The organism is Homoserinimonas sp. A447, assembly GCF_054489325.1.
The window spans coordinates 1,999,271-2,016,862 of record NZ_JBTMWW010000001.1 but is presented as its reverse complement, the minus strand read 5'-3'; the positions used below and the strand labels follow the sequence as shown (position 1 = coordinate 2,016,862).

The window sequence follows — 17,592 nt, the reverse complement described above, 5'->3', positions numbered from 1 at the left end:
ATCTCTCCGGAACGGGCACTATGGCGACGGGTTATTCCGGTCGGCGCCAGTCGCCTGACCGGCCGCCGGACTTGGCGACGATCTTGACGCTGCTGATCTCCACAGTGCGGTCGATGCCCTTGACCATGTCGACGATGGCGAGCGCGGCGACCGACACCGCGGTCATCGCCTCCATCTCCACGCCGGTGCGGTCGGCGGTGCGGACTGTTGCCTCGACCCGCACCCCGTCATCCTGTACGGCAAGGTCGACCACGGCGCCGTGCACGCCGATCACATGGGCGAGCGGTAGGAGTTCGGCCGTGCGCTTGGCGCCCTGGATGCCGGCGATCCTGGCGACGGCCAGAACGTCGCCCTTAGGGGCGGTCCCCGACCGCAAAGTGGCGACGACCTGATCGCTGCACCGGACGAAGCCGACGGCGGTCGCCTCGCGAACGGTCGGCGTCTTGGCGGTCACGTCGACCATGCGCGCTTCGCCGGCCGAGTTCAGGTGCGTGAACGGCTGGTCAGTCATGGTTCTCCCCAGGGTGCGGATGCTGGTGGTGCCTCGAATGGAACCTCGCCGAAGAGCAGAACGTCGACGGTTTCGCCTTCGACCACCTCGGCCTGGTCCTCGGCGGTGATCGCCAGGGCGTTGGCGTGCGCCAGGCTCGTCACCAGGTAGGAGCCGGAGCCGCCGCTACTCGCCGGTCGCACCCGCAGCCCGTCGGCAGACCTGCTCGCCTCCGCCGGCATGTACTGGGCGCGACCCCGCGGACTATTCCAGCCGCTGCTCACGACCGCCCTGGCGAGCGGGCGACGAACGTCCGTGCGCCCTTGGAGGGCGAGCAACGCGGGGCGGACGAACGCCTCGAACGAGACGAAGACGCTCACCGGGTTGCCCGGCAGCGTGAAGATCGGGGTGCCATCCAGCCAGGTGCCAACGCCCTGGGGCTTGCCCGGCTGCATCCGCACCGGTCCGAACCAGACGCCGAGAGGGGCGAGTACCGCCTTGACGACGTCGTAAGCACCGACACTCACCCCGCCGGAGGTGACGAACGCGTCAACCTCCGACGCGTGGCGTGCGAAGGTCTGGTGCAGCAGCGCGTTGTCGTCGGAGACCGCACCGAGCTGCACTGGGATACCGCCGGCCTCGATGACTGCTGCGGCGAGCAGCAGCGAGTTCGAGTCATGGATCTCTCCCCTGGCCAGTGCCGCACCCGGTGCCTTCAGCTCGTCTCCGGTCGACAGCACCCCGACGCGAGGCGCCGGGTGCACCACCAGTTCGGCGACGCCGGCTGCGGCCGCCGCTGCGAGGTCGGTGGCGCGGAGCACTCGCCCGGCCGGCAGCACCAGCTCCCCACGGCGGATGTCGGTGCCGGCCCGGCGAATGTGGGCTGCCGGTTCCGGGGTGTGCGAGATCAGTACGGTGTGGGTGCCGGCATCGGTGTGCTCCACCGGGACGACGGCGTCGGCGTCGTCGGGGAGGGGTGCGCCGGTCATGATCCTCACGGCCTCGCCCGGCAGCAGCCGGGGGTTGGAGCCGGACCCGGCCGGAACATCGCCAACCACTCGCAGCTGGAGGGCAGCCCCTTCGCGGATCTCGAGAACGTCGGAGCGCCGGACGGCATACCCGTCCATCGCGGAGTTGTCGAACCCCGGCACGTCAACGTGGGCAACGACATCGGCAGCCAGCGTGCGCCCGAGTGCCGCGGCGAGCGGCGTTGCCACGGGGGAGAGCGGTTTCACGAAACCGAGGATGCGGTTCAGGTGTTCCTCAACGCTGCTGCTCTGAGGACTCTCCGACGCCTGGGCCATGACCCAACTCTAGCGACGGACGCTCCACCGAGGACTCGCCCCGGTGGACCACATAGGCTGGCGGTATGACCACAACGGCGGATGCGCCGCTCACCGACACCAGGGGCCGCCCGCTCCATGACCTGCGGATCTCGGTGACCGACCGCTGCAACTTCCGGTGCGTCTACTGCATGCCCAAAGAGGTCTTCGGCCGCGACTACGCCTTCATGCCCCGCGAGGAGCTGCTCAGTTTCGAAGAGATCACGCGGATCGCGACAATCGCCGCAGCCCACGGGGTGGAGAAGATCCGGCTCACCGGTGGTGAGCCGCTGCTGCGCCGGGAACTGCCCAAGCTGATCGAGATGCTCGGCACCGTGCGGACTCTCGCCGGGCATCCGCTCGATATTGCCCTGACCACGAACGGTTCTGCGCTCGCCCTCCTTGCCCCGGCACTGAAGGACGCCGGGTTGAACCGCGTGACCGTCTCGCTCGACTCGCTGGACGAGGCGACGTTCCAGGCGATGAACGACATCCGCTTCCCGGTCGCCAAAGTGCTGGCGGGAATTGAGGCGGCGCACCAGGCGGGCCTCGGACCGGTCAAGATCAACATGGTCGTCAAGAAGGGCCAGAACGACCACGACATTGTCGCCATGGCCAGGCATTTCAAGGGGACTCCGTTCGTGCTGCGGTTCATCGAGTTCATGGACGTGGGGACCACCAACGGCTGGAAACTGGACGAAGTGGTGTCATCCAGCGAGGTGATCCAGCGGGTCGACGCGGTGTTCCCGCTCGTGCCAGTAGCCCCCACCTACCCGGGCGAGACGTCGAAGCGCTGGCGCTACGCCGACGGCAGCGGCGAGATCGGCGTGATCTCCAGCGTCACCGAATCCTTCTGCCACTCCTGTTCCCGCGCGCGAATCTCGGTCGACGGCAAGCTGTACACCTGCTTGTTCGCCAGCGAAGGCCATGACCTGAGGGCGTTGATGCGCGAAGGCGGCTCCGACGAACAACTGTCGGCGATGATGGCGTCGATCTGGCGCACCCGCACCGATCGCTACTCAGAGCTGCGCAGCGCCAGCACGGGAGGGTTGCGGGCCGCCGGTAAGCGGATCGAGATGTCCTACATCGGCGGCTGACCGGCACGCTCGCCGCACAGGCGCCGCGCGACCTCGCTCGCCGCCTGGACCGCGGCTTCCGGTGTCGTGCCACCCGCTGCCGCCAGGCCGGCCGCGTACCCGACGACGAATGTCGTCAACGGTGCCGCCGGGCGGACGACGGAATGCGCCGCATCCGCCGCCAACGACAGCACGCCGGATACATCGACGGTGAGGCCCTGAACATCGAGTGCGGCGGTGAGCGTCTCCGCCCAGCTCGCCAGGAGGGTTTCTCTGTCGGCCTGCTCGCTCATGGTTCCTCCATTGTTTCCGGTCGGGTGATGCCGAAGCGGGCCGCGTCGTCCCAGGTATCCACATCATCCGTTGATCCGGGCGGAACCGCGATGTCGGTGAGCTGAAGTCCGGCGATCAACCGGAACATCGACAACCCCTCCAGGTGCCGACCGTGTGCCGTGATGGCCGAGGCGAGGCTGGCGGTGCGGTACACGGCGGCGAGGGGCTGCGGATGCTCGTCGGCATCGATCGCGATGAGGCCGTCCGACGTGACGCCGCTGCCCAGTGCTTCGCGGATGGCGGCAGTGGCGGTGGAGATGCCAGGCATGTCGCAGGCCAGCACGAAGGTGAACTCGCTGGGTGCCGCCTGGTCCTGCGCGAGCCGGTTTATGCCGGCGGCGACGGCGGCAGCAGGGCCACCGAAAGCAGGTTCTTCCCGCGCAATGAGAACACCGGGAATGCGGATTCCTGCGGGGTCGCCGACGATCACCGTGGTGCGGGCGAATCGCGTTGCGCCGACCGTGTGCTCCAGGAGGGTCTGCTGCCGATAGGCCAGCCCAGCCTTCGGCACTTCTCCGAGGCGGCTGGAGCGACCCCCGGCCAGCACGATCGCGTCGATGAACACGGTCCCACCCTAGCCAGCGCGCGCTCCCGGGAGGCGCGTCGATAGTCCGGCTCGCTGTTTCACGGCAAGATGGGACCATGAAGCGTGCAGCGCCCGTCAACGACATCAATGAAGATGACCTGAAGGTTAAGCCTCCCAAGACCACGGCGGCCGGAGTCGAGGCCGTCATGGTCGCGCTGGATCGTGGGGTGGCCCAGGCAGGTGTGACCCGCACCGCCCGCTCGTTGTTGCGGCTCAATCAGCGAGGTGGAACCGATTGCCCCGGATGTGCCTGGCCCGAGTCGATCACCGGCCGCCGCAAGCCGGCCGAGTTCTGCGAGAACGGCGCGAAGGCGGTCGCCGAGGAGAGCACCACTCGCACGGTGACGCCTCAGTTCTGGGCCGAGCATTCCATCGCCGACCTGGCCGGGAAGACCGAGTATTGGCTGGGCAACCAGGGGAGAATCACCGAACCGGTCGTCATCCGGCCGGGCGACACCCACTACTCTCCGATCAGCTGGACGGATGCCTTCTCCCTGATCGGTGAACGGATTCGCCAGACCACCTCCGACCGCTGCGTCTTCTACACGTCCGGCCGCACTGCCAATGAGACCGCGTTCATGTACCAGTTGTTCGCCAGGTCATTGGGGACCAACAACCTCCCCGACTGCTCGAACATGTGCCACGAATCGTCCGGAACAGCGTTGAATCCCACCATCGGGATCGGCAAGGGCACCGTCTCCCTCGAAGACATCCACGCCGCGGAGCTGATCTTCGTGGTGGGGCAGAACCCCGGGACGAATCACCCACGGATGCTTTCAGCCCTCGCGGAGTGCAAGGCCGGCGGCGGTCGGATCGTCGCCGTCAACCCGCTGCCGGAAGCTGGCCTTCTCGGGTTCAAGGATCCGCAGACCGTGTCGGGCGTGCTCCGTAACGGCACCGCCATCGCCGACGAGTTCCTGCAGATCAAGGTCGGAGGCGACCTCGCCCTGTTCCAGGCGCTCGGACACCTGCTGCTCGAGGCGGAAGCAGCAGCACCGGGAAGCGTGCTCGACCACGACTTCATCGAGTCCCAGACCGATGGCATCGCGGCCTATCGTGCGGCCCGAGCAGAGCTGGACTGGGCCGAAGTCGAAACAGCGACCGGCCTCGCGAGGGACGAGATCACGAAGGTCGCTGGGATGCTGATCGAGTCGAAGGCGACGATCATCTGCTGGGCGCTCGGCCTCACCCAGCAACCGCACTCGGTCAACACCCTGAAAGAGATCATCAACATCCTGCTGCTTCAGGGCAACTTCGGGAAGCCTGGTGCCGGCGCCTGCCCGGTGCGCGGGCACTCGAACGTGCAGGGTGACCGCACCATGGGTGTGTGGGAGAAGCCACAGGAGTCGATGCTGAACGCCCTGGATGCCGAGTTCGGCATCCGCTCACCGCGCGAACAGGGCTACGACTCGGTGGAGGCGGTCGAAGCGTTCGAGAACGACCAGGTCGATGTCTTCGTCTCGATGGGCGGCAACTTCGCCCTCGCCTGCCCGGACACGGGTGCGATCGAGGCCGCCATGCAGCGCGCGGGCCTGACGGTACACGTGTCGACCAAGCCGAACCGTTCCCACGTCGTGCACGGCCGCACCTCGCTGATCCTTCCGACGCTCGGTCGCACCGACACCGACGACAAGCATCCTGGTGGGCGCCAGATCCTCTCGGTCGAGGACTCGATGTCTGTCGTCCGGTCGACCCAGGGCCGACTGGCGCCGGTGTCCGAACACCTGCTGGCCGAACCCGTCATCATCGCGCGGATGGCGGTCGCCACCCTCGGCGAGGATCACCCCGTCGACTGGCGTGCGATGGCCGAGGACTACGACGTGGTCCGGGACCACATCTCGCGCGTCATCCCGGGCTTCCATGACTTCAACCGCCGCCTGCGCGGACGGGACGGATTCGTGTTGCCGAACCCGCCGCGCGACACCCGCTCGTTCGCCACCGACATCGGCAGGGGCCGCTTCACGGTGAGCCCGCTCGAGTACCTGACACCGCCGCCCGGGCATCTCATCCTGCAGACCATGCGGAGCCACGACCAGTACAACACCACCTTCTACGGCCAGGATGACCGGTACCGCGGCATCTCCAACGGCAGGCGGGTCATCCTCGTCCACCCGGACGACCTGGCCGAGCTGGGCTTCAAGGACCGCGACCTGGTCGACGTCATCAGCACCTTCCAGGGGGCGGAGCGTCGGGCGGACAGCTTCCGGCTCGTGGAGTATCCGACGGCTCGCGGATGCGCGGCGGCCTATTTCCCCGAGGCCAATGCACTCGTCCACCGTGAGCTGATCGCACGCGAGTCGAACACGCCCGGTTATAAGGCGATGGCGGTGCGGTTCGTCCCGCGGGCGGAAGAGCCGGTGGCCTCAGAGTGAGGATCACCGCCAGGCGCAAGGTCACCCGCATCACCGTCGGTTCTGCGCCGGTCGTGCTGGAGGACGTGCTGACCGTCGAGGAACCGCTGGAGATCCGCGTCGGCGGCCGTCCGCTCGCAGTCACCATGCGCACCCCCGGCCACGACTTCGACCTGGCCGCAGGCTTCCTGGTCTCCGAGGGCGTCATCTCCAGTTCCGACCACTTCAGTGCCGCCCGGTATTGCGCCGGTGCGACGGAGGAGGGGCTGAACACCTACAACGTGCTCGATGTGTCGCTCGCACCGGGCGTCGCTCCACCCGACCCCAGCCTGGAGCGGTCGTTCTACACCACGAGCTCCTGCGGCTTGTGCGGCAAGGCGAGCATCGACGCGGTGAAAACACAGTCGGCGTTCCAGGTGCGCGACGATGACGTGACCATCGATGCATCCGCCCTCACCGGGTTTCCGGACGTGCTCCGCGCTGAGCAGGCGGTGTTCGAGAAGACCGGCGGATTGCACGCCGCAGCATTGTTCGACGCGGCGAGCGGGCGGATGCTCGTGCTGCGCGAAGACGTCGGGCGGCACAACGCCGTCGACAAAGTCGTCGGCTGGGCCTTGAAGGATGGCCGATTGCCGCTGGCCCGCACCGTGCTCATGGTCTCCGGCCGGGCCAGCTTCGAGCTGACCCAGAAGGCGCTGATGGCGGGAATCCCGATTCTCGCCGCCGTCTCGGCGCCATCATCGCTGGCCGCGGAGCTCGCGACCGAATCCGGGATGACCCTGGTCGGGTTCCTGCGCGGAACGTCGATGGTCGCCTATGCCGGGGCCGAGCGCATCGTCGGCTTGCCGGTGCGTGCCTGAGACAGGTCGAAGGACCCTCGGGAATATGGTGGAGGAGCCGGCGGTCGTCGCCGAGCGCTAACGCCCAAGGAGTGTCTTCGTGTCTGAATCCGTCTATCCCGCCCGTTCGCCGCAGCTCGTTGCTCGCCGCAAGGAGCTTGCACCCGAAACGCATGAAGCATTCGAGGCGTTCAGTCGACAGGTTTTTTCCGAGGGCGCGCTCGATGAGAAGACGAAGCAACTGATCGCGGTTGCGGTGGCGCATGTGACCCAATGCCCGTATTGCATCGACGGCCACACGAAGCTGGCTAAGCGCAAGGGGGCGACCAGTGAAGAGGTCATGGAGTCCATCTGGGTGGCCGCAGAAATGCGAGCGGGCGGCGCCTACGCACACTCGATCCTCGCGCTGCACGCGCTCGGCGAGGATCAGCCCGCCACGCATCAGCCGGGCGCTCATGGGACTGGCGCCCATCAGGCCGCCGCGCACTAGCTACGGAATTCGGCGGGTCAGGAGCGGGTGAAGCGGAGCTTCCACTCATCCGGGCCATCGCTGAGGTAGGTCACGGTGAAGTCGCCCGGCTGTTTCGCCTCGAGCTGTGCGATCAGGGGGAGCGGATTGTGGTTCGCCACCAGGTCGAGGCTGAAACTCGGTGCGATGGCACCGAGTGCCCCGAAAATCGTGGCGTGACGGATGGCGTGCGGGATCGTGCGGGTGTCCAGCACGATCTCGGATTCATCCTCGTGACCGCAGGCGCAACTGCTGCCTGTCGGTGACGGATGCTGGGCAGCCTGAGCGGAGGTGTGCAATTCGATCGGTTCAACAGCCATGACTTCACCATAGACCTGTCGTAGCGTTGCATTCATGGACGACCACGAGCACGGGCACCACGCGCACACCTCGACTCGCATGACGGCTCGGGTCATCACGGTCTCCGATCGAAGCGCCCGCGGGGAACGCGCCGATCGCTCCGGTCCCCGCGCTGTCGAACTTCTCAGCGCAGCAGGGTTCGACGTCGACTCCGCAGTGGTACCGGACGGCGTGGAGAGTGTGCAGCAGGCGCTGGCTGACGGCATCCGCTCCGGGGCGAGTCTCGTGATCACCACCGGCGGAACCGGGCTCGGCCCGCGAGACCTGACGCCTGAGGGAACCCGTCCCGTGATCGCCCAGGAGCTTCCCGGCATCGCCGAGCTGCTGCGGCGCGAAGGTGCACTCCACAATCCGATGGCCGTGATCAGCCGCGGGCTCGCCGGCGTCACCGCAGGGAACGCTCGGGTGCTCATCGTGAACCTGCCTGGCTCTGTCGCGGCGGTGGAGGAGGGGCTGGCCGTGCTGCTGCCGGTCACTGGGCACATCCTGGATCAGTTGCGCGGCGGAGACCACTAACCGCAGACGTCTTCGAACCGTTGGTGTTGCCGTATTTGCGGTGATAACCTGCCAAACATGGCGCATTATCGGATCAGCGAGGCGGCTGAGCTCCTCGGCGTGAGCGACGACACGGTGCGGCGATGGGTCGCGGCCGGCGCGCTGGACGTGACGCAGGATGCCGCCGGCCGTCAGGTCGTCGACGGAGCCGACCTCGCTGCGGAGGCCGCGCGGATCGCGTCACCGCCCGACGATCCCACCGGAATCGGCAGCAGCGCTCGGAACCGGTTCACCGGCCTGGTCACGAAAGTCACCAGCGACACCGTGATGTCGCAGGTCGAGCTTCAATGCGGCCGGAATCGGGTGGTCTCCCTCATGTCGACGGAGGCGGTGCGTGACCTGGGGCTGGAAGTGGGCTCGCTCGCCGTCGCCGTGGTGAAGGCGACGACGGTCATCGTCGAGGTCCCCGCGGACCGGCGATGAGGCTGCGCTGGGGAGCGGTCGCCCTTGTTGTGGCAGCACTGGTGAGCGGATGCGGTGTGCAGCAGGCGGCCCGCCCCCCGTTGACGATCTACGCCGCGGCATCCCTCACCGCATCATTCACCGAGCTGGCCGGTGCTTTCGCGGAGGCGAACCCGCAGGTCGAGGTGCTCCCAATCGTGTCCGACGGATCATCCACCCTCGCCACCCAGGTGATCGAGGGCGCACCGGCGGACGTGTTCGCCTCCGCCGATCAGGAGACGATGGCGAAGGTCCAGCATGCCGGGCTCATCCACGGTCAACCGCAGGTGTTCGCCACCAACATCCTGCAGATCGCGGTCGCACCGGGAAATCCGCTCGGCATCGATTCGCTGGCCGACCTGGCCGACCCGCAGATCGCTGTTGTCCTCTGCGCGCCGGAAGTCCCCTGCGGTGTTGCCGCGGGCGAGCTCCTGTCCGGCGTCGATGGCCACGTGGTGCCGGTCAGCGAGGAGCAGAACGTCACCGCAGTCGTCACCAAGGTGCGGCTGGGTGAAGCCGACGCCGGCCTGGTCTACGCCACGGACATCCGCGGCGTAGACGGCGAACTGGATGGCATAGCCATTCCGGGTGCCGAGTCGGCAGTCAACCGGTACACGATCGGCGTCATCGAATCCGGGCACACGGACGCGGCAGGGCTGTTCGTCGACTGGGTCCAGTCGAGTGAAGGGCAGTCGATCCTCGCCAGGTACGGGTTCGGACAGCCATGACGCGCTCGGTCCCCGGCACTGTGCCGCGGATGCTCTACCTGCCGGCCGTGGTCGGTCTCGCCTTGCTCACCCTGCCGATCGTCGGACTCGTTGCCCGGGTCGACTGGGAAACGGTCCCCGCCGCACTGACCTCCCCGGAAGCCATGGACGCCCTGTGGCTGTCCCTGCGCACCGGGTTCGCGGCCACCGGGCTCTGCCTGGTGCTCGGGATCCCGCTGGCCGTGGTGATGGCGCGATCCGGGCCGCGCATCGCAGGCCTCCTGAGGGCCCTGACAACGTTGCCGCTGGTAATGCCGCCCATGGTCGGGGGCATCGCGCTGCTCTCCCTGCTGGGCAGGAACGGCCTGGCCGGCCAGTCCCTGGCGGCCTGGGGGGTGAGCATCCCGTTCACCACGCTGGCCGTGGTCATCGCGCAATCGTTCGTGGCGCTGCCGTTCCTGGTGATCTCGCTCGAGGGGTCGCTGCGCACCGCGGGTACCCGGTTCGAGACTGTCGCAGCGACGCTGGGAGCGGGGCGCTGGACGGTGTTCCACCGCATCACCCTGCCGCTGGTCTGGCCCGGCCTTCTCGCCGGAACAGTGCTCTGCTTCGCTCGGGCGCTGGGCGAGTTCGGGGCAACGGCCCTCTTCGCCGGAAACGCGCAGGGCGTGACCAGGACCATGCCGCTCGCGATCTACACCGCGTTCAACGGCGCCGGCGTGACGCAGGACTCGGCGATCGCGCTCTCCCTGCTGCTGGTCGTTGTCGCCATCGTCATCCTGCTGCTCATGCGCAGCTGGCGGACGGAGTTGCCGCGATGAACGGCGAACTGTCGGCCAGGGTGATCGCGCGCAGGGGCACTTTTTTGCTGGACGCTTCCATCAACGTCGCCCCGGGCGAGGTACTGGCCCTGTTGGGGCCCAACGGAGCAGGCAAGTCAACCTTGCTGCAGGTCGTCGCCGGGCTGCTGATCCCCGAACGCGGTGAAGTCGCCGTCGCCGGACGAACCCTCACCAGGCGGGGCTCCTCCACACCGGTGTTCGTGCCACCCCGGCACCGCGGAGTGGGGCTCCTCGGGCAGGACCCGTTGCTCTTCCCCCACCTCAGCGCCGCCCAGAATGTCGCATTCAGTGTGCGAGCGCAGGGCATCCGCCCCGCCCAAGCGCTGGCAGCGGCCGAGCAGTGGCTGGCCGCAGTCGGACTCGAAGGTCTCGAGAATCGCAAGCCGGACGCGCTGTCCGGAGGGCAGCAGCAGCGAGTGGCGATCGCCCGCGTGCTGGCCGCTCGCCCCGCGGTGCTGTTGCTGGATGAGCCGATGGCCGCCCTTGACGTCCAGACCGCCGCCGCGATCCGGGCCCTGCTGAAGGAGCGGCTTGCCGATACCGGAATACCAGCCGTACTGGTCTCCCACAACGTGCTCGACGCGATCGTGCTGGCGGACCGGGTCGCCATCCTCGATGAGGGGCGAATCGTGGAGGAAGGCGACACCGGCCGGCTGGTCGATGCGCCGGTGACTCAGTTCGCGCGCGATCTCGTCGGTACCGGCCCAGTCTCCGCCATCGCCGGCGCGGACGGTTCCGTGCGCCTGGAGGTCGGGGCCGAACCGGGTGAACGCGTCTGGATCGACATCCTGTCGCGATAGCGAACCAGTCGCAACGCGTTCAGGATGACCCCCAGCACGCTCGACTTCGTTGACAGTTTGCGAGGGCGCGGCAACGATGGGGTGATAGCGCATCTTCGCTAACAAGCCCGGCGAAAGCCGGTGGAGGCCTGTCATGACGGATTCTTTCGGCGCCCGTGCAACGCTCGCAGTCGATGGCGCCGGCTACGAGATCTACCGGCTCGACGCGGTGGACGGTTCGACGCGATTGCCATACAGCCTCAAGGTGCTACTGGAGAACCTGTTGCGCAACGAGGACGGCCGGCTGGTCACCTCCGACCAGATACGCGCTGTCGCCGACTGGGATCCCGCAGCCGAGCACGGCGCAGAGATCCAGTACACGCCAGCCCGGGTGCTGCTTCAGGATTTCACCGGTGTCCCCTGCGTTGTCGACCTGGTCGCGATGCGCGACGCCATGCTGTCGTTCGGCGGTGATCCGCAGAAAATCAATCCGCTCATCCCCTCAGAACTGGTGATCGACCATTCGGTCATCGCCGACGCGTTCGGCACCCAGAGCGCGTTCCGGATCAATGCCGACCTGGAGTTCCAACGCAATCAGGAGCGCTATCAACTCTTGCGCTGGGCGCAACAAGCGTTCGACGATTTCCTCGTTGTTCCGCCGGACACGGGCATCTGCCACCAGGTCAACCTGGAGTATCTGTCCCGTGTCGTCTTTACAAGAGAGCGCGAGGGGGTCACCCAGGCTTATCCCGACACGCTGGTCGGCACCGACTCGCACACGCCGATGGTCAACGGACTGGGAGTCCTTGGCTGGGGGGTAGGCGGCATCGAAGCCGAGGCGGCCATGCTGGGCCAGCCAATGAGCATGCTCGTTCCACCAGTGGTCGGTTTCAAGCTCAGCGGCGAGCTGCGAGAGGGCGTGACTGCGACCGACATGGTGCTCACTGTTGCCCAGATGCTCCGGCAAACCGGCGTCGTGGGCAAATTCGTCGAGTTCTACGGTCCGGGCGTTGCCAACGTCCCGCTGGCCAACCGCGCGACGCTGGGCAACATGAGCCCGGAATACGGGTCGACCTGCGCCATCTTCCCGATCGATGACGTGACGTTGGATTATCTCCGATTGACTGCCCGGCCCGAGAAGCAGGTGCAGCTTGTCGAAGCGTATGCCAAAGCGCAGGGGCTCTGGCACGATCCGGAGCATGAAGCTGAATACTCGTTGACGGTTGAACTCGACCTGGCCGATGTCGAACCATCGATTGCCGGGCCGAAGCGTCCGCAAGACCGCGTCCCACTGGTCAACGCCCGGAGCGTGGTCAGCGAAATCCTGGCCGACGGCTCGCGTGCGCCGGAAGAACTCAGCGGTCTCGATCAGGCCTCAGCCGATTCCTTCCCGGCCAGCGATCCCATTGAATTCGACAAACTCGGCCAGGGGCAGAAGCCGGTGGATCGGTCCAGGCCGGGGCTGGAGCGCGAGTGGCGGTCGAATCCTGCGAGCGTCGAGCTTCCGGATGGTCGGGATACCAGCGTGGACAACGGTCATGTCGTCATCGCCGCGATCACCTCGTGCACCAACACCTCCAACCCGTCTGTGATGATCGGAGCCGGGCTGATGGCGAAGAAAGCGGTAGAACGCGGACTGACTTCCCAGCCGTGGGTCAAGACCACACTGGCTCCGGGTTCGCGCGTCGTCACCGACTACTACGACCGAGCCGGGCTCACCCCTTACCTCAACCAGCTCGGCTTCGATCTGGTCGGTTACGGCTGCACGACCTGCATTGGAAACTCGGGCCCGCTCATCCCCGCAGTGAGCAAAGCCGTCGCCGACAACGACCTCACCGTGGCATCCGTGCTCAGCGGCAATCGCAACTTCGAGGGTCGCATCCATGCTGAAACCGAGATGAACTTTCTTGCCTCCCCGCCCCTGGTCATCGCCTATGCCCTGGCCGGAACAATGAATATCGACCTGCTCAGTGACCCGCTCGGGCACGATGGGGCGGGCGAACCGGTGTACCTTCGCGATATTTGGCCCAGCACCCAAGAGGTCGACAAGATCATCGGTGAGGTGCTCGAGGCGGAGATGTTCGCCGACGGATACGCGAATGTTTTCGACGGCGATGATAATTGGCGCGGCCTCGACATTCCAGCCGGCGACATTTTCGGCTGGGACGAGACATCCACTTATGTGCGCCGGGCGCCCTATTTTGAGGGAATGCCGCGCGATCCCCAGCCACTGCGCGATATTTCTGGCGCGCGAGTGCTCGCTCTACTCGGGGACTCGGTGACGACCGACCACATTTCACCGGCCGGAGCCATCAAACGCGATTCGCCGGCGGGCCGGTACCTGACAGACCACGGCGTCGCGTTCGGGGACTTCAACTCCTACGGGTCGAGACGCGGCAACCATGAGGTGATGATCCGTGGCACGTTCGCCAACATCCGCCTCCGCAATCAACTCGTCCCGGGTGTCGAGGGAGGCTTCACCCGGCATCTCCCCGGTGACGAGCAGATGAGCATCTTTGACGCTTCGACGGCTTATGCAGAGGACGGCGTGCCCCTGATCGTCATCGCCGGGTCGGAGTACGGCTCCGGTTCTTCACGGGACTGGGCGGCCAAAGGCACTCTTCTGCTGGGTGTTAAGGCCGTACTCGCCACGTCGTTTGAACGGATTCACCGCTCGAACCTGATCGGTATGGGCGTCCTTCCGCTGCAGTTTCTGCCCGAAGAATCAGCCGCCTCGCTCGGACTGACCGGCGAAGAGGTCTACTCGATCGTTGGTCTTGAAGGAGTGGAGGAGATTCCGAAGCGTGTCATGGTGAACGTGGAGCACCAAGGTGAGGCTCGGCAATTCGAGGCGATCGTGCGAATCGATACCCCAGCCGAGGCTGCATACTTCCAGCACGGCGGCATCCTGCAGTATGTGCTGCGGCAACTGCTTGCGAGCTGACGGTCGTCAGATGTGGCCCACGGGCTCCGGTAGGAATTGGCCAGGTGGATAGGGGCGCTTGGCTACGCTCATGAGCACAGCGGAGTCTTCGAGCGCTTCGAAACTATGACGGGCGTGGGGCACGATGAGGAGGCTGCCGGCGCGGGCCTTCCACGAATCCTCGCCCACTCGTAGCCGAACTCGACCCTGGAGCACATAGACGGTGGCGTCGTCCTGATTGTCGTGTTCACCCAGAGTGGTGCCTTTCACCATCGCGATAACGGTTTGGCGCAGCGACTTCTCGTGGCCGCCAAAAACAGTGTCTGCAGCACGCCCGCCGTCCGCATCAGACGCAGCCTGGAGTTGTTGGAGTGCGAGCGCCTTGATCGAGATCTTCGTCATGCGGACAGTGTACGGGCGACGATGACCGTGCCGGTGGCGTGCCGCTGTCGACGGCGGCGATGGCTTCTCCTGCGCGTTTGAGCGGGAACCGCGCGGCTGAGCTCCAAGCCAAGGGAGCCAGGGAACTGGCCGGTATGCCAGTGGTGTCCTGCCGGCTGCGGCGCAACAGGCGCATGGCGTTAGCGATGACGATCAGGACTGACGCTTCGTGCACGAGCATGCCAACCGACATTGTCACTCCGCCGAGGAGTACGCCGAGCAGAAGCACGGAGACGGTGACCACGGCGATTGTGATGTTCTGACGCATATTGTTCACCGTGCGCCGGGCGAGGCAGATCGCTTCGGGGAGCTTGAGAAGGTTGTCTCCCATGAGGGCGATGTCAGCCGTCTCCACCGCCACGGCAGAGCCGGCCGCACCCATCGCGACCCCGATATCCGCCGTAGCCAGGGCGGGAGCGTCGTTGACGCCGTCTCCCACCATTGCCACGACGTGGCCGTCAGCCTGAAGTGCGCTGACAATGTCGAGCTTGTCTTCGGGCAGCAGTGAGGCCCGGATCTCGTCGACTCCGGTGATCGACCCGATGGCGCTGGCCACCAGTGGTGAATCGCCGGTGAGCATGATGACTTTGTGGACGCCGGCGGCGTGCAGGTTCGTCACCATCTGGGCGGCATCAGGCCGAACTTCGTCAGCGACGCCGACCACGCCGGCGACGGCGTCATCGACTGCGACGATCATCGGCGTGCGGCCTGCCTGGGCCAGCTCGTCCGCAGCGCGAGAGGCGGCAACGGTGTCGGCCATCTGGTACTGCTCAAGCAGGGCCAGGTTGCCGATCAGAATTCGGTGGCCTGCGGTGGTGACCGCGATGCCCTTCCCCGGGACAGGTTCGGTCGACTCTGGCAGACCGGTGACGCTGAGGCCTTCGCTTACTGCGGCATCCAGAATTGCGCGGGCCAGCGGATGCTCGGAGCCGGCTTCGGCGCGTCCCGCCCAGGTCAATACCTGCTCGCGGGTCATGTCCTGATCCAGGACGATCACGTCGGTCACGCGGGGGCGGCCCATGGTCAGCGTGCCCGTCTTGTCCACCGCAACGACTGTGATTTTCGCGGAGGTCTCCAGGAACTCCCCACCCTTGATCAGGATGCCGTCTTTCGCGGCACGGCCGATGCCGGCGACGATCGAGACGGGGATGGAGATGACGAGCGCTCCCGGGCAGCCGATGACCAGCAGTGTCAGCGCCAGGACAACGTCATTGGCCAGAACACCGACGACGAGCGCCAGGATCATGATCGCGGGTGTGTACCAGGCCGAGAAGCGGTCCATGAACACTTGTGTTTTGGCCTTGGCGTCTTGTGCGTCCTCGACGCGGTGGATGATCCTGGCCAGGGTGGTGTCTGCGCCAACACCGGTGGCACTCACCTGCAGGAAGCCACTCCGCGAGATGGTGCCGGCGAAAACCCGGTCACCGATCACCTTCTCTACCGGCATGGATTCACCGGTAATGGATGCTTCATCGACGGCACCGGTGCCGCCGGAGACTTCGCCATCGACCGGTACCTTGGCACCGTTCTTGACGAGGACGGTCTCGCCCATGATCACGGCGCCGGCAGAAACCTCCACCTGCTCGCCGTCCCGCAGAACGACGGCGACGTCGGGTGCAACCGCGACCAGCGCGGCCAGAGCGGATCGAGTCTTGTTCAGTGTTGCTGCCTCGAGAGCGTGACCGATCGCGAAGAGGAAAGTCACCGCGGCGGCTTCCCAATATTCGCCGATGATCACTGCACCGATGGCCGCAACGGAGACCAGCAGGTCGATACCGACGATCTTCGCGCCGAGCGCGCGTACAGCACTTATCACGATGCGGGTGCCGGCCACGATTGCGGCGGCCACCATGACGAGGTTGCCGACAGTATCAATACGAGATACCTGAAGGACCACCAGCGCGGCAATGATCAGGAACCCGGAACTGACCGGGATTGCCCACGGGTTATTCATCCAGCTGCGTAGCGGGCTCACGGTACTTGCCTCTCTGGTAACGCCGGGTGTAGACCGTCAGAAGGTGGCCGGGCGTGACGTGTAGCCGGCCTTCGCGACAGCTGCAATCAGATCATCGACGCTCACGACCGTCGGGTCGTGGTCGACCTCGACGCGGGCGGACGCGAAGTGGACCTTGACGGCGGAGACGCCTTCCACGCGCCCGACCTGCTTCTCGATCTTCGACACGCAGGAGGGGCAGGAAAAGCCTTCGGCACGCAGGGTGGTGTGGATGAGCGGTTCGGTGTTGAATGTGGTGGTTTGCATGTGAACTACCTCCTGTGATTGAACTGATACCCCAATTACAGGCGAGCAGGCGAAACAGTTCCTTGACCCAGGTCAAGCGGGAGGAATCACGCTTTCGCGAGTGCCTGCTCGTTCAGGAGGTCGATGCGCCGGTTGCCCACCAGGCGCAGCCATCCCGCTTCTTCGAAGGCGGCCAGCCGTCGGCTCAACGTCTCCGGCGTCATGCCGAGGTAGGAGGCGACATCCTTCTTCGAGATCGGCAGCGTCACCCTCCTGGTGCCCGACTCCTCGGCAAGCCGCACCAGGTAGCCGGCGACGCGGTGCCCGGCCTCCTCGCCGGTGACAGAACTCAGCTGGCTCTCGGTGCTCTCCAGTCGGGCGCTGAGGGTTTCCAGCATCTTGACGGCTACACCAGGGGAGCGCAGCAGGTAGTCACGCATGTCGTCGCGATGCAGCGAACAGATCTCGGAATCCTGCAGCGTCACCGCGAAGTTGTCCGCGGTGCGGTCGCTCATGAACGTCGCCTCACCGAGGAAGTCTCCGACACCGAGCACCCGCACCACCTGCTCATGTCCGGACTCGGCGAGCCGGTACACCTTCACCCAGCCGCTGTGGATGATCATCAGGTTCGGGTTGTCGTCGCCGGCACCGAAGAGTTGCGTGCCGCTCGGTTGCTGTCGCGGACGCACCCGTGTCGCGACCTCGTGCAGTTCCTCCGCGTTCAGCTGGCTGAAGATCGGAACCTGAGAGACGAGGTGCTCGAGGGTGTGCTGGTGCATGCCACCATTGAATCAGGGGAC

Annotated in this window: 19 protein-coding genes; 10 read left to right on the top strand and 9 right to left on the bottom strand. The window is 66.2% G+C overall.

The window, feature by feature from the left end:
- Window positions 1-31: 31 nt before the first annotated feature.
- Both moaC and ACX3O0_RS09835 read right to left on the bottom strand, forming a co-directional pair.
- Window positions 32-511 carry a cyclic pyranopterin monophosphate synthase MoaC gene (moaC, locus tag ACX3O0_RS09840; RefSeq protein WP_459107603.1) on the bottom strand — a complete coding sequence of 160 codons (480 nt, stop codon included), beginning with the start codon at window positions 509-511 and terminating at the stop codon, window positions 32-34.
- Window positions 508-1,794: a molybdopterin molybdotransferase MoeA gene (locus tag ACX3O0_RS09835; RefSeq protein ID WP_459107602.1), complete on the bottom strand. Its 1,287-nt coding sequence runs from the start codon at window positions 1,792-1,794 to the stop codon at window positions 508-510. The genes moaC and ACX3O0_RS09835 overlap by 4 nt, the downstream gene beginning before the upstream one ends.
- A gap of 65 nt (window positions 1,795-1,859) precedes the next feature.
- Here ACX3O0_RS09835 and moaA point away from each other — a divergent pair, with 65 nt between their 5' ends.
- The gene (moaA, locus tag ACX3O0_RS09830) at window positions 1,860-2,909 is read left to right on the top strand and encodes a GTP 3',8-cyclase MoaA (protein WP_459107601.1); all 1,050 of its coding nucleotides are present in this window, start codon (window positions 1,860-1,862) and stop codon (window positions 2,907-2,909) included.
- Here moaA and ACX3O0_RS09825 read toward each other — a convergent pair.
- Together ACX3O0_RS09825 and mobA are read right to left on the bottom strand one after the other, a co-directional pair.
- Window positions 2,894-3,181, bottom strand: coding sequence for a DUF6457 domain-containing protein (locus ACX3O0_RS09825; RefSeq protein WP_459107600.1), 288 nt, complete (start codon window positions 3,179-3,181; stop codon window positions 2,894-2,896). The two genes, moaA and ACX3O0_RS09825, sit on opposite strands and share 16 nt — an antisense overlap.
- Window positions 3,178-3,786 (bottom strand): molybdenum cofactor guanylyltransferase, encoded by a 609-nt coding sequence (mobA, locus tag ACX3O0_RS09820; RefSeq protein WP_459107599.1) that lies wholly within the window; start codon window positions 3,784-3,786, stop codon window positions 3,178-3,180. The genes ACX3O0_RS09825 and mobA overlap by 4 nt, the downstream gene beginning before the upstream one ends.
- A gap of 77 nt (window positions 3,787-3,863) precedes the next feature.
- Between mobA and ACX3O0_RS09815 the strand changes: the two genes are divergently transcribed.
- The 3 genes from ACX3O0_RS09815 to ACX3O0_RS09805 all read left to right on the top strand — a co-directional run bounded on the left by ACX3O0_RS09815 (window position 3,864) and on the right by ACX3O0_RS09805 (window position 7,487).
- Window positions 3,864-6,179, top strand: a complete 2,316-nt coding sequence (locus ACX3O0_RS09815; RefSeq protein ID WP_459107598.1) for an FdhF/YdeP family oxidoreductase — start codon at window positions 3,864-3,866, stop codon at window positions 6,177-6,179.
- Complete coding sequence (gene fdhD / locus ACX3O0_RS09810; protein WP_459107597.1) at window positions 6,176-7,018, top strand: formate dehydrogenase accessory sulfurtransferase FdhD; 843 nt, start codon at window positions 6,176-6,178, stop codon at window positions 7,016-7,018. Before ACX3O0_RS09815 ends, fdhD begins: the two co-directional genes overlap by 4 nt.
- 79 nt (window positions 7,019-7,097) lie before the next feature.
- Window positions 7,098-7,487, top strand: coding sequence for a carboxymuconolactone decarboxylase family protein (locus ACX3O0_RS09805; RefSeq protein WP_459088360.1), 390 nt, complete (start codon window positions 7,098-7,100; stop codon window positions 7,485-7,487).
- Between the two features lie 17 nt (window positions 7,488-7,504).
- Here ACX3O0_RS09805 and ACX3O0_RS09800 read toward each other — a convergent pair whose 3' ends face one another.
- On the bottom strand, window positions 7,505-7,825 hold the full coding sequence (locus tag ACX3O0_RS09800; RefSeq protein WP_459107596.1) for a DUF2249 domain-containing protein: 321 nt from the start codon (window positions 7,823-7,825) through the stop codon (window positions 7,505-7,507).
- 34 nt (window positions 7,826-7,859) lie between these two features.
- Here ACX3O0_RS09800 and ACX3O0_RS09795 point away from each other — a divergent pair, with 34 nt between their 5' ends.
- The 6 genes from ACX3O0_RS09795 to acnA all read left to right on the top strand — a co-directional run bounded on the left by ACX3O0_RS09795 (window position 7,860) and on the right by acnA (window position 14,133).
- Window positions 7,860-8,381 carry a MogA/MoaB family molybdenum cofactor biosynthesis protein gene (locus ACX3O0_RS09795; RefSeq protein WP_459107595.1) on the top strand — a complete coding sequence of 174 codons (522 nt, stop codon included), beginning with the start codon at window positions 7,860-7,862 and terminating at the stop codon, window positions 8,379-8,381.
- Window positions 8,382-8,438: 57 nt separating this feature from the next.
- Window positions 8,439-8,843: a TOBE domain-containing protein gene (locus ACX3O0_RS09790; RefSeq protein ID WP_459107594.1), complete on the top strand. Its 405-nt coding sequence runs from the start codon at window positions 8,439-8,441 to the stop codon at window positions 8,841-8,843.
- Window positions 8,840-9,589, top strand: coding sequence for a molybdate ABC transporter substrate-binding protein (gene modA, locus ACX3O0_RS09785; protein WP_459107593.1), 750 nt, complete (start codon window positions 8,840-8,842; stop codon window positions 9,587-9,589). Before ACX3O0_RS09790 ends, modA begins: the two co-directional genes overlap by 4 nt.
- Complete coding sequence (locus ACX3O0_RS09780; protein WP_459107592.1) at window positions 9,586-10,389, top strand: ABC transporter permease; 804 nt, start codon at window positions 9,586-9,588, stop codon at window positions 10,387-10,389. The genes modA and ACX3O0_RS09780 overlap by 4 nt, the downstream gene beginning before the upstream one ends.
- A complete protein-coding gene (locus ACX3O0_RS09775; RefSeq protein WP_459107591.1) occupies window positions 10,386-11,210 on the top strand; it encodes an ABC transporter ATP-binding protein in 825 nt (274 codons plus the stop codon). Before ACX3O0_RS09780 ends, ACX3O0_RS09775 begins: the two co-directional genes overlap by 4 nt.
- Window positions 11,211-11,343: 133 nt before the next feature.
- Window positions 11,344-14,133, top strand: a complete 2,790-nt coding sequence (gene acnA / locus ACX3O0_RS09770; RefSeq protein ID WP_459107590.1) for an aconitate hydratase AcnA — start codon at window positions 11,344-11,346, stop codon at window positions 14,131-14,133.
- 6 nt (window positions 14,134-14,139) lie between these two features.
- On the opposite strand, the gene ACX3O0_RS09765 is transcribed toward acnA, so the two are convergent.
- The 4 genes from ACX3O0_RS09765 to ACX3O0_RS09750 all read right to left on the bottom strand — a co-directional run bounded on the left by ACX3O0_RS09765 (window position 14,140) and on the right by ACX3O0_RS09750 (window position 17,571).
- Window positions 14,140-14,514: a cupin domain-containing protein gene (locus ACX3O0_RS09765; protein WP_459088342.1), complete on the bottom strand. Its 375-nt coding sequence runs from the start codon at window positions 14,512-14,514 to the stop codon at window positions 14,140-14,142.
- Window positions 14,459-16,507 carry a heavy metal translocating P-type ATPase gene (locus tag ACX3O0_RS09760; RefSeq protein ID WP_459108472.1) on the bottom strand — a complete coding sequence of 683 codons (2,049 nt, stop codon included), beginning with the start codon at window positions 16,505-16,507 and terminating at the stop codon, window positions 14,459-14,461. The genes ACX3O0_RS09765 and ACX3O0_RS09760 overlap by 56 nt, the downstream gene beginning before the upstream one ends.
- Before the next feature lie 57 nt (window positions 16,508-16,564).
- Complete coding sequence (locus tag ACX3O0_RS09755; RefSeq protein WP_459088340.1) at window positions 16,565-16,813, bottom strand: heavy-metal-associated domain-containing protein; 249 nt, start codon at window positions 16,811-16,813, stop codon at window positions 16,565-16,567.
- Window positions 16,814-16,899: 86 nt separating this feature from the next.
- The gene (locus ACX3O0_RS09750; RefSeq protein ID WP_459107589.1) at window positions 16,900-17,571 is read right to left on the bottom strand and encodes a Crp/Fnr family transcriptional regulator; all 672 of its coding nucleotides are present in this window, start codon (window positions 17,569-17,571) and stop codon (window positions 16,900-16,902) included.
- Window positions 17,572-17,592: the final 21 nt, after the last annotated feature.

What these genes read in the sequence shown, in the direction of transcription:
- moaA (WP_459107601.1), top strand. Translation starts at nt 1,860, where the DNA reads ATGACCACAACGGCGGATGCGCCGCTCACCGACACCAGGGGCCGCCCG.
- ACX3O0_RS09815 (WP_459107598.1), top strand. Translation starts at nt 3,864, where the DNA reads ATGAAGCGTGCAGCGCCCGTCAACGACATCAATGAAGATGACCTGAAG.
- ACX3O0_RS09760 (WP_459108472.1), bottom strand. Translation starts at nt 16,507, where the DNA reads ATGAATAACCCGTGGGCAATCCCGGTCAGTTCCGGGTTCCTGATCATT.
- ACX3O0_RS09780 (WP_459107592.1), top strand. Translation starts at nt 9,586, where the DNA reads ATGACGCGCTCGGTCCCCGGCACTGTGCCGCGGATGCTCTACCTGCCG.
- ACX3O0_RS09755 (WP_459088340.1), bottom strand. Translation starts at nt 16,813, where the DNA reads ATGCAAACCACCACATTCAACACCGAACCGCTCATCCACACCACCCTG.
- ACX3O0_RS09775 (WP_459107591.1), top strand. Translation starts at nt 10,386, where the DNA reads ATGAACGGCGAACTGTCGGCCAGGGTGATCGCGCGCAGGGGCACTTTT.
- ACX3O0_RS09790 (WP_459107594.1), top strand. Translation starts at nt 8,439, where the DNA reads ATGGCGCATTATCGGATCAGCGAGGCGGCTGAGCTCCTCGGCGTGAGC.
- ACX3O0_RS09835 (WP_459107602.1), bottom strand. Translation starts at nt 1,794, where the DNA reads ATGGCCCAGGCGTCGGAGAGTCCTCAGAGCAGCAGCGTTGAGGAACAC.
- modA (WP_459107593.1), top strand. Translation starts at nt 8,840, where the DNA reads ATGAGGCTGCGCTGGGGAGCGGTCGCCCTTGTTGTGGCAGCACTGGTG.
- ACX3O0_RS09795 (WP_459107595.1), top strand. Translation starts at nt 7,860, where the DNA reads ATGGACGACCACGAGCACGGGCACCACGCGCACACCTCGACTCGCATG.
- ACX3O0_RS09825 (WP_459107600.1), bottom strand. Translation starts at nt 3,181, where the DNA reads ATGAGCGAGCAGGCCGACAGAGAAACCCTCCTGGCGAGCTGGGCGGAG.
- ACX3O0_RS09765 (WP_459088342.1), bottom strand. Translation starts at nt 14,514, where the DNA reads ATGACGAAGATCTCGATCAAGGCGCTCGCACTCCAACAACTCCAGGCT.
- moaC (WP_459107603.1), bottom strand. Translation starts at nt 511, where the DNA reads ATGACTGACCAGCCGTTCACGCACCTGAACTCGGCCGGCGAAGCGCGC.
- ACX3O0_RS09800 (WP_459107596.1), bottom strand. Translation starts at nt 7,825, where the DNA reads ATGGCTGTTGAACCGATCGAATTGCACACCTCCGCTCAGGCTGCCCAG.
- acnA (WP_459107590.1), top strand. Translation starts at nt 11,344, where the DNA reads ATGACGGATTCTTTCGGCGCCCGTGCAACGCTCGCAGTCGATGGCGCC.
- ACX3O0_RS09750 (WP_459107589.1), bottom strand. Translation starts at nt 17,571, where the DNA reads ATGCACCAGCACACCCTCGAGCACCTCGTCTCTCAGGTTCCGATCTTC.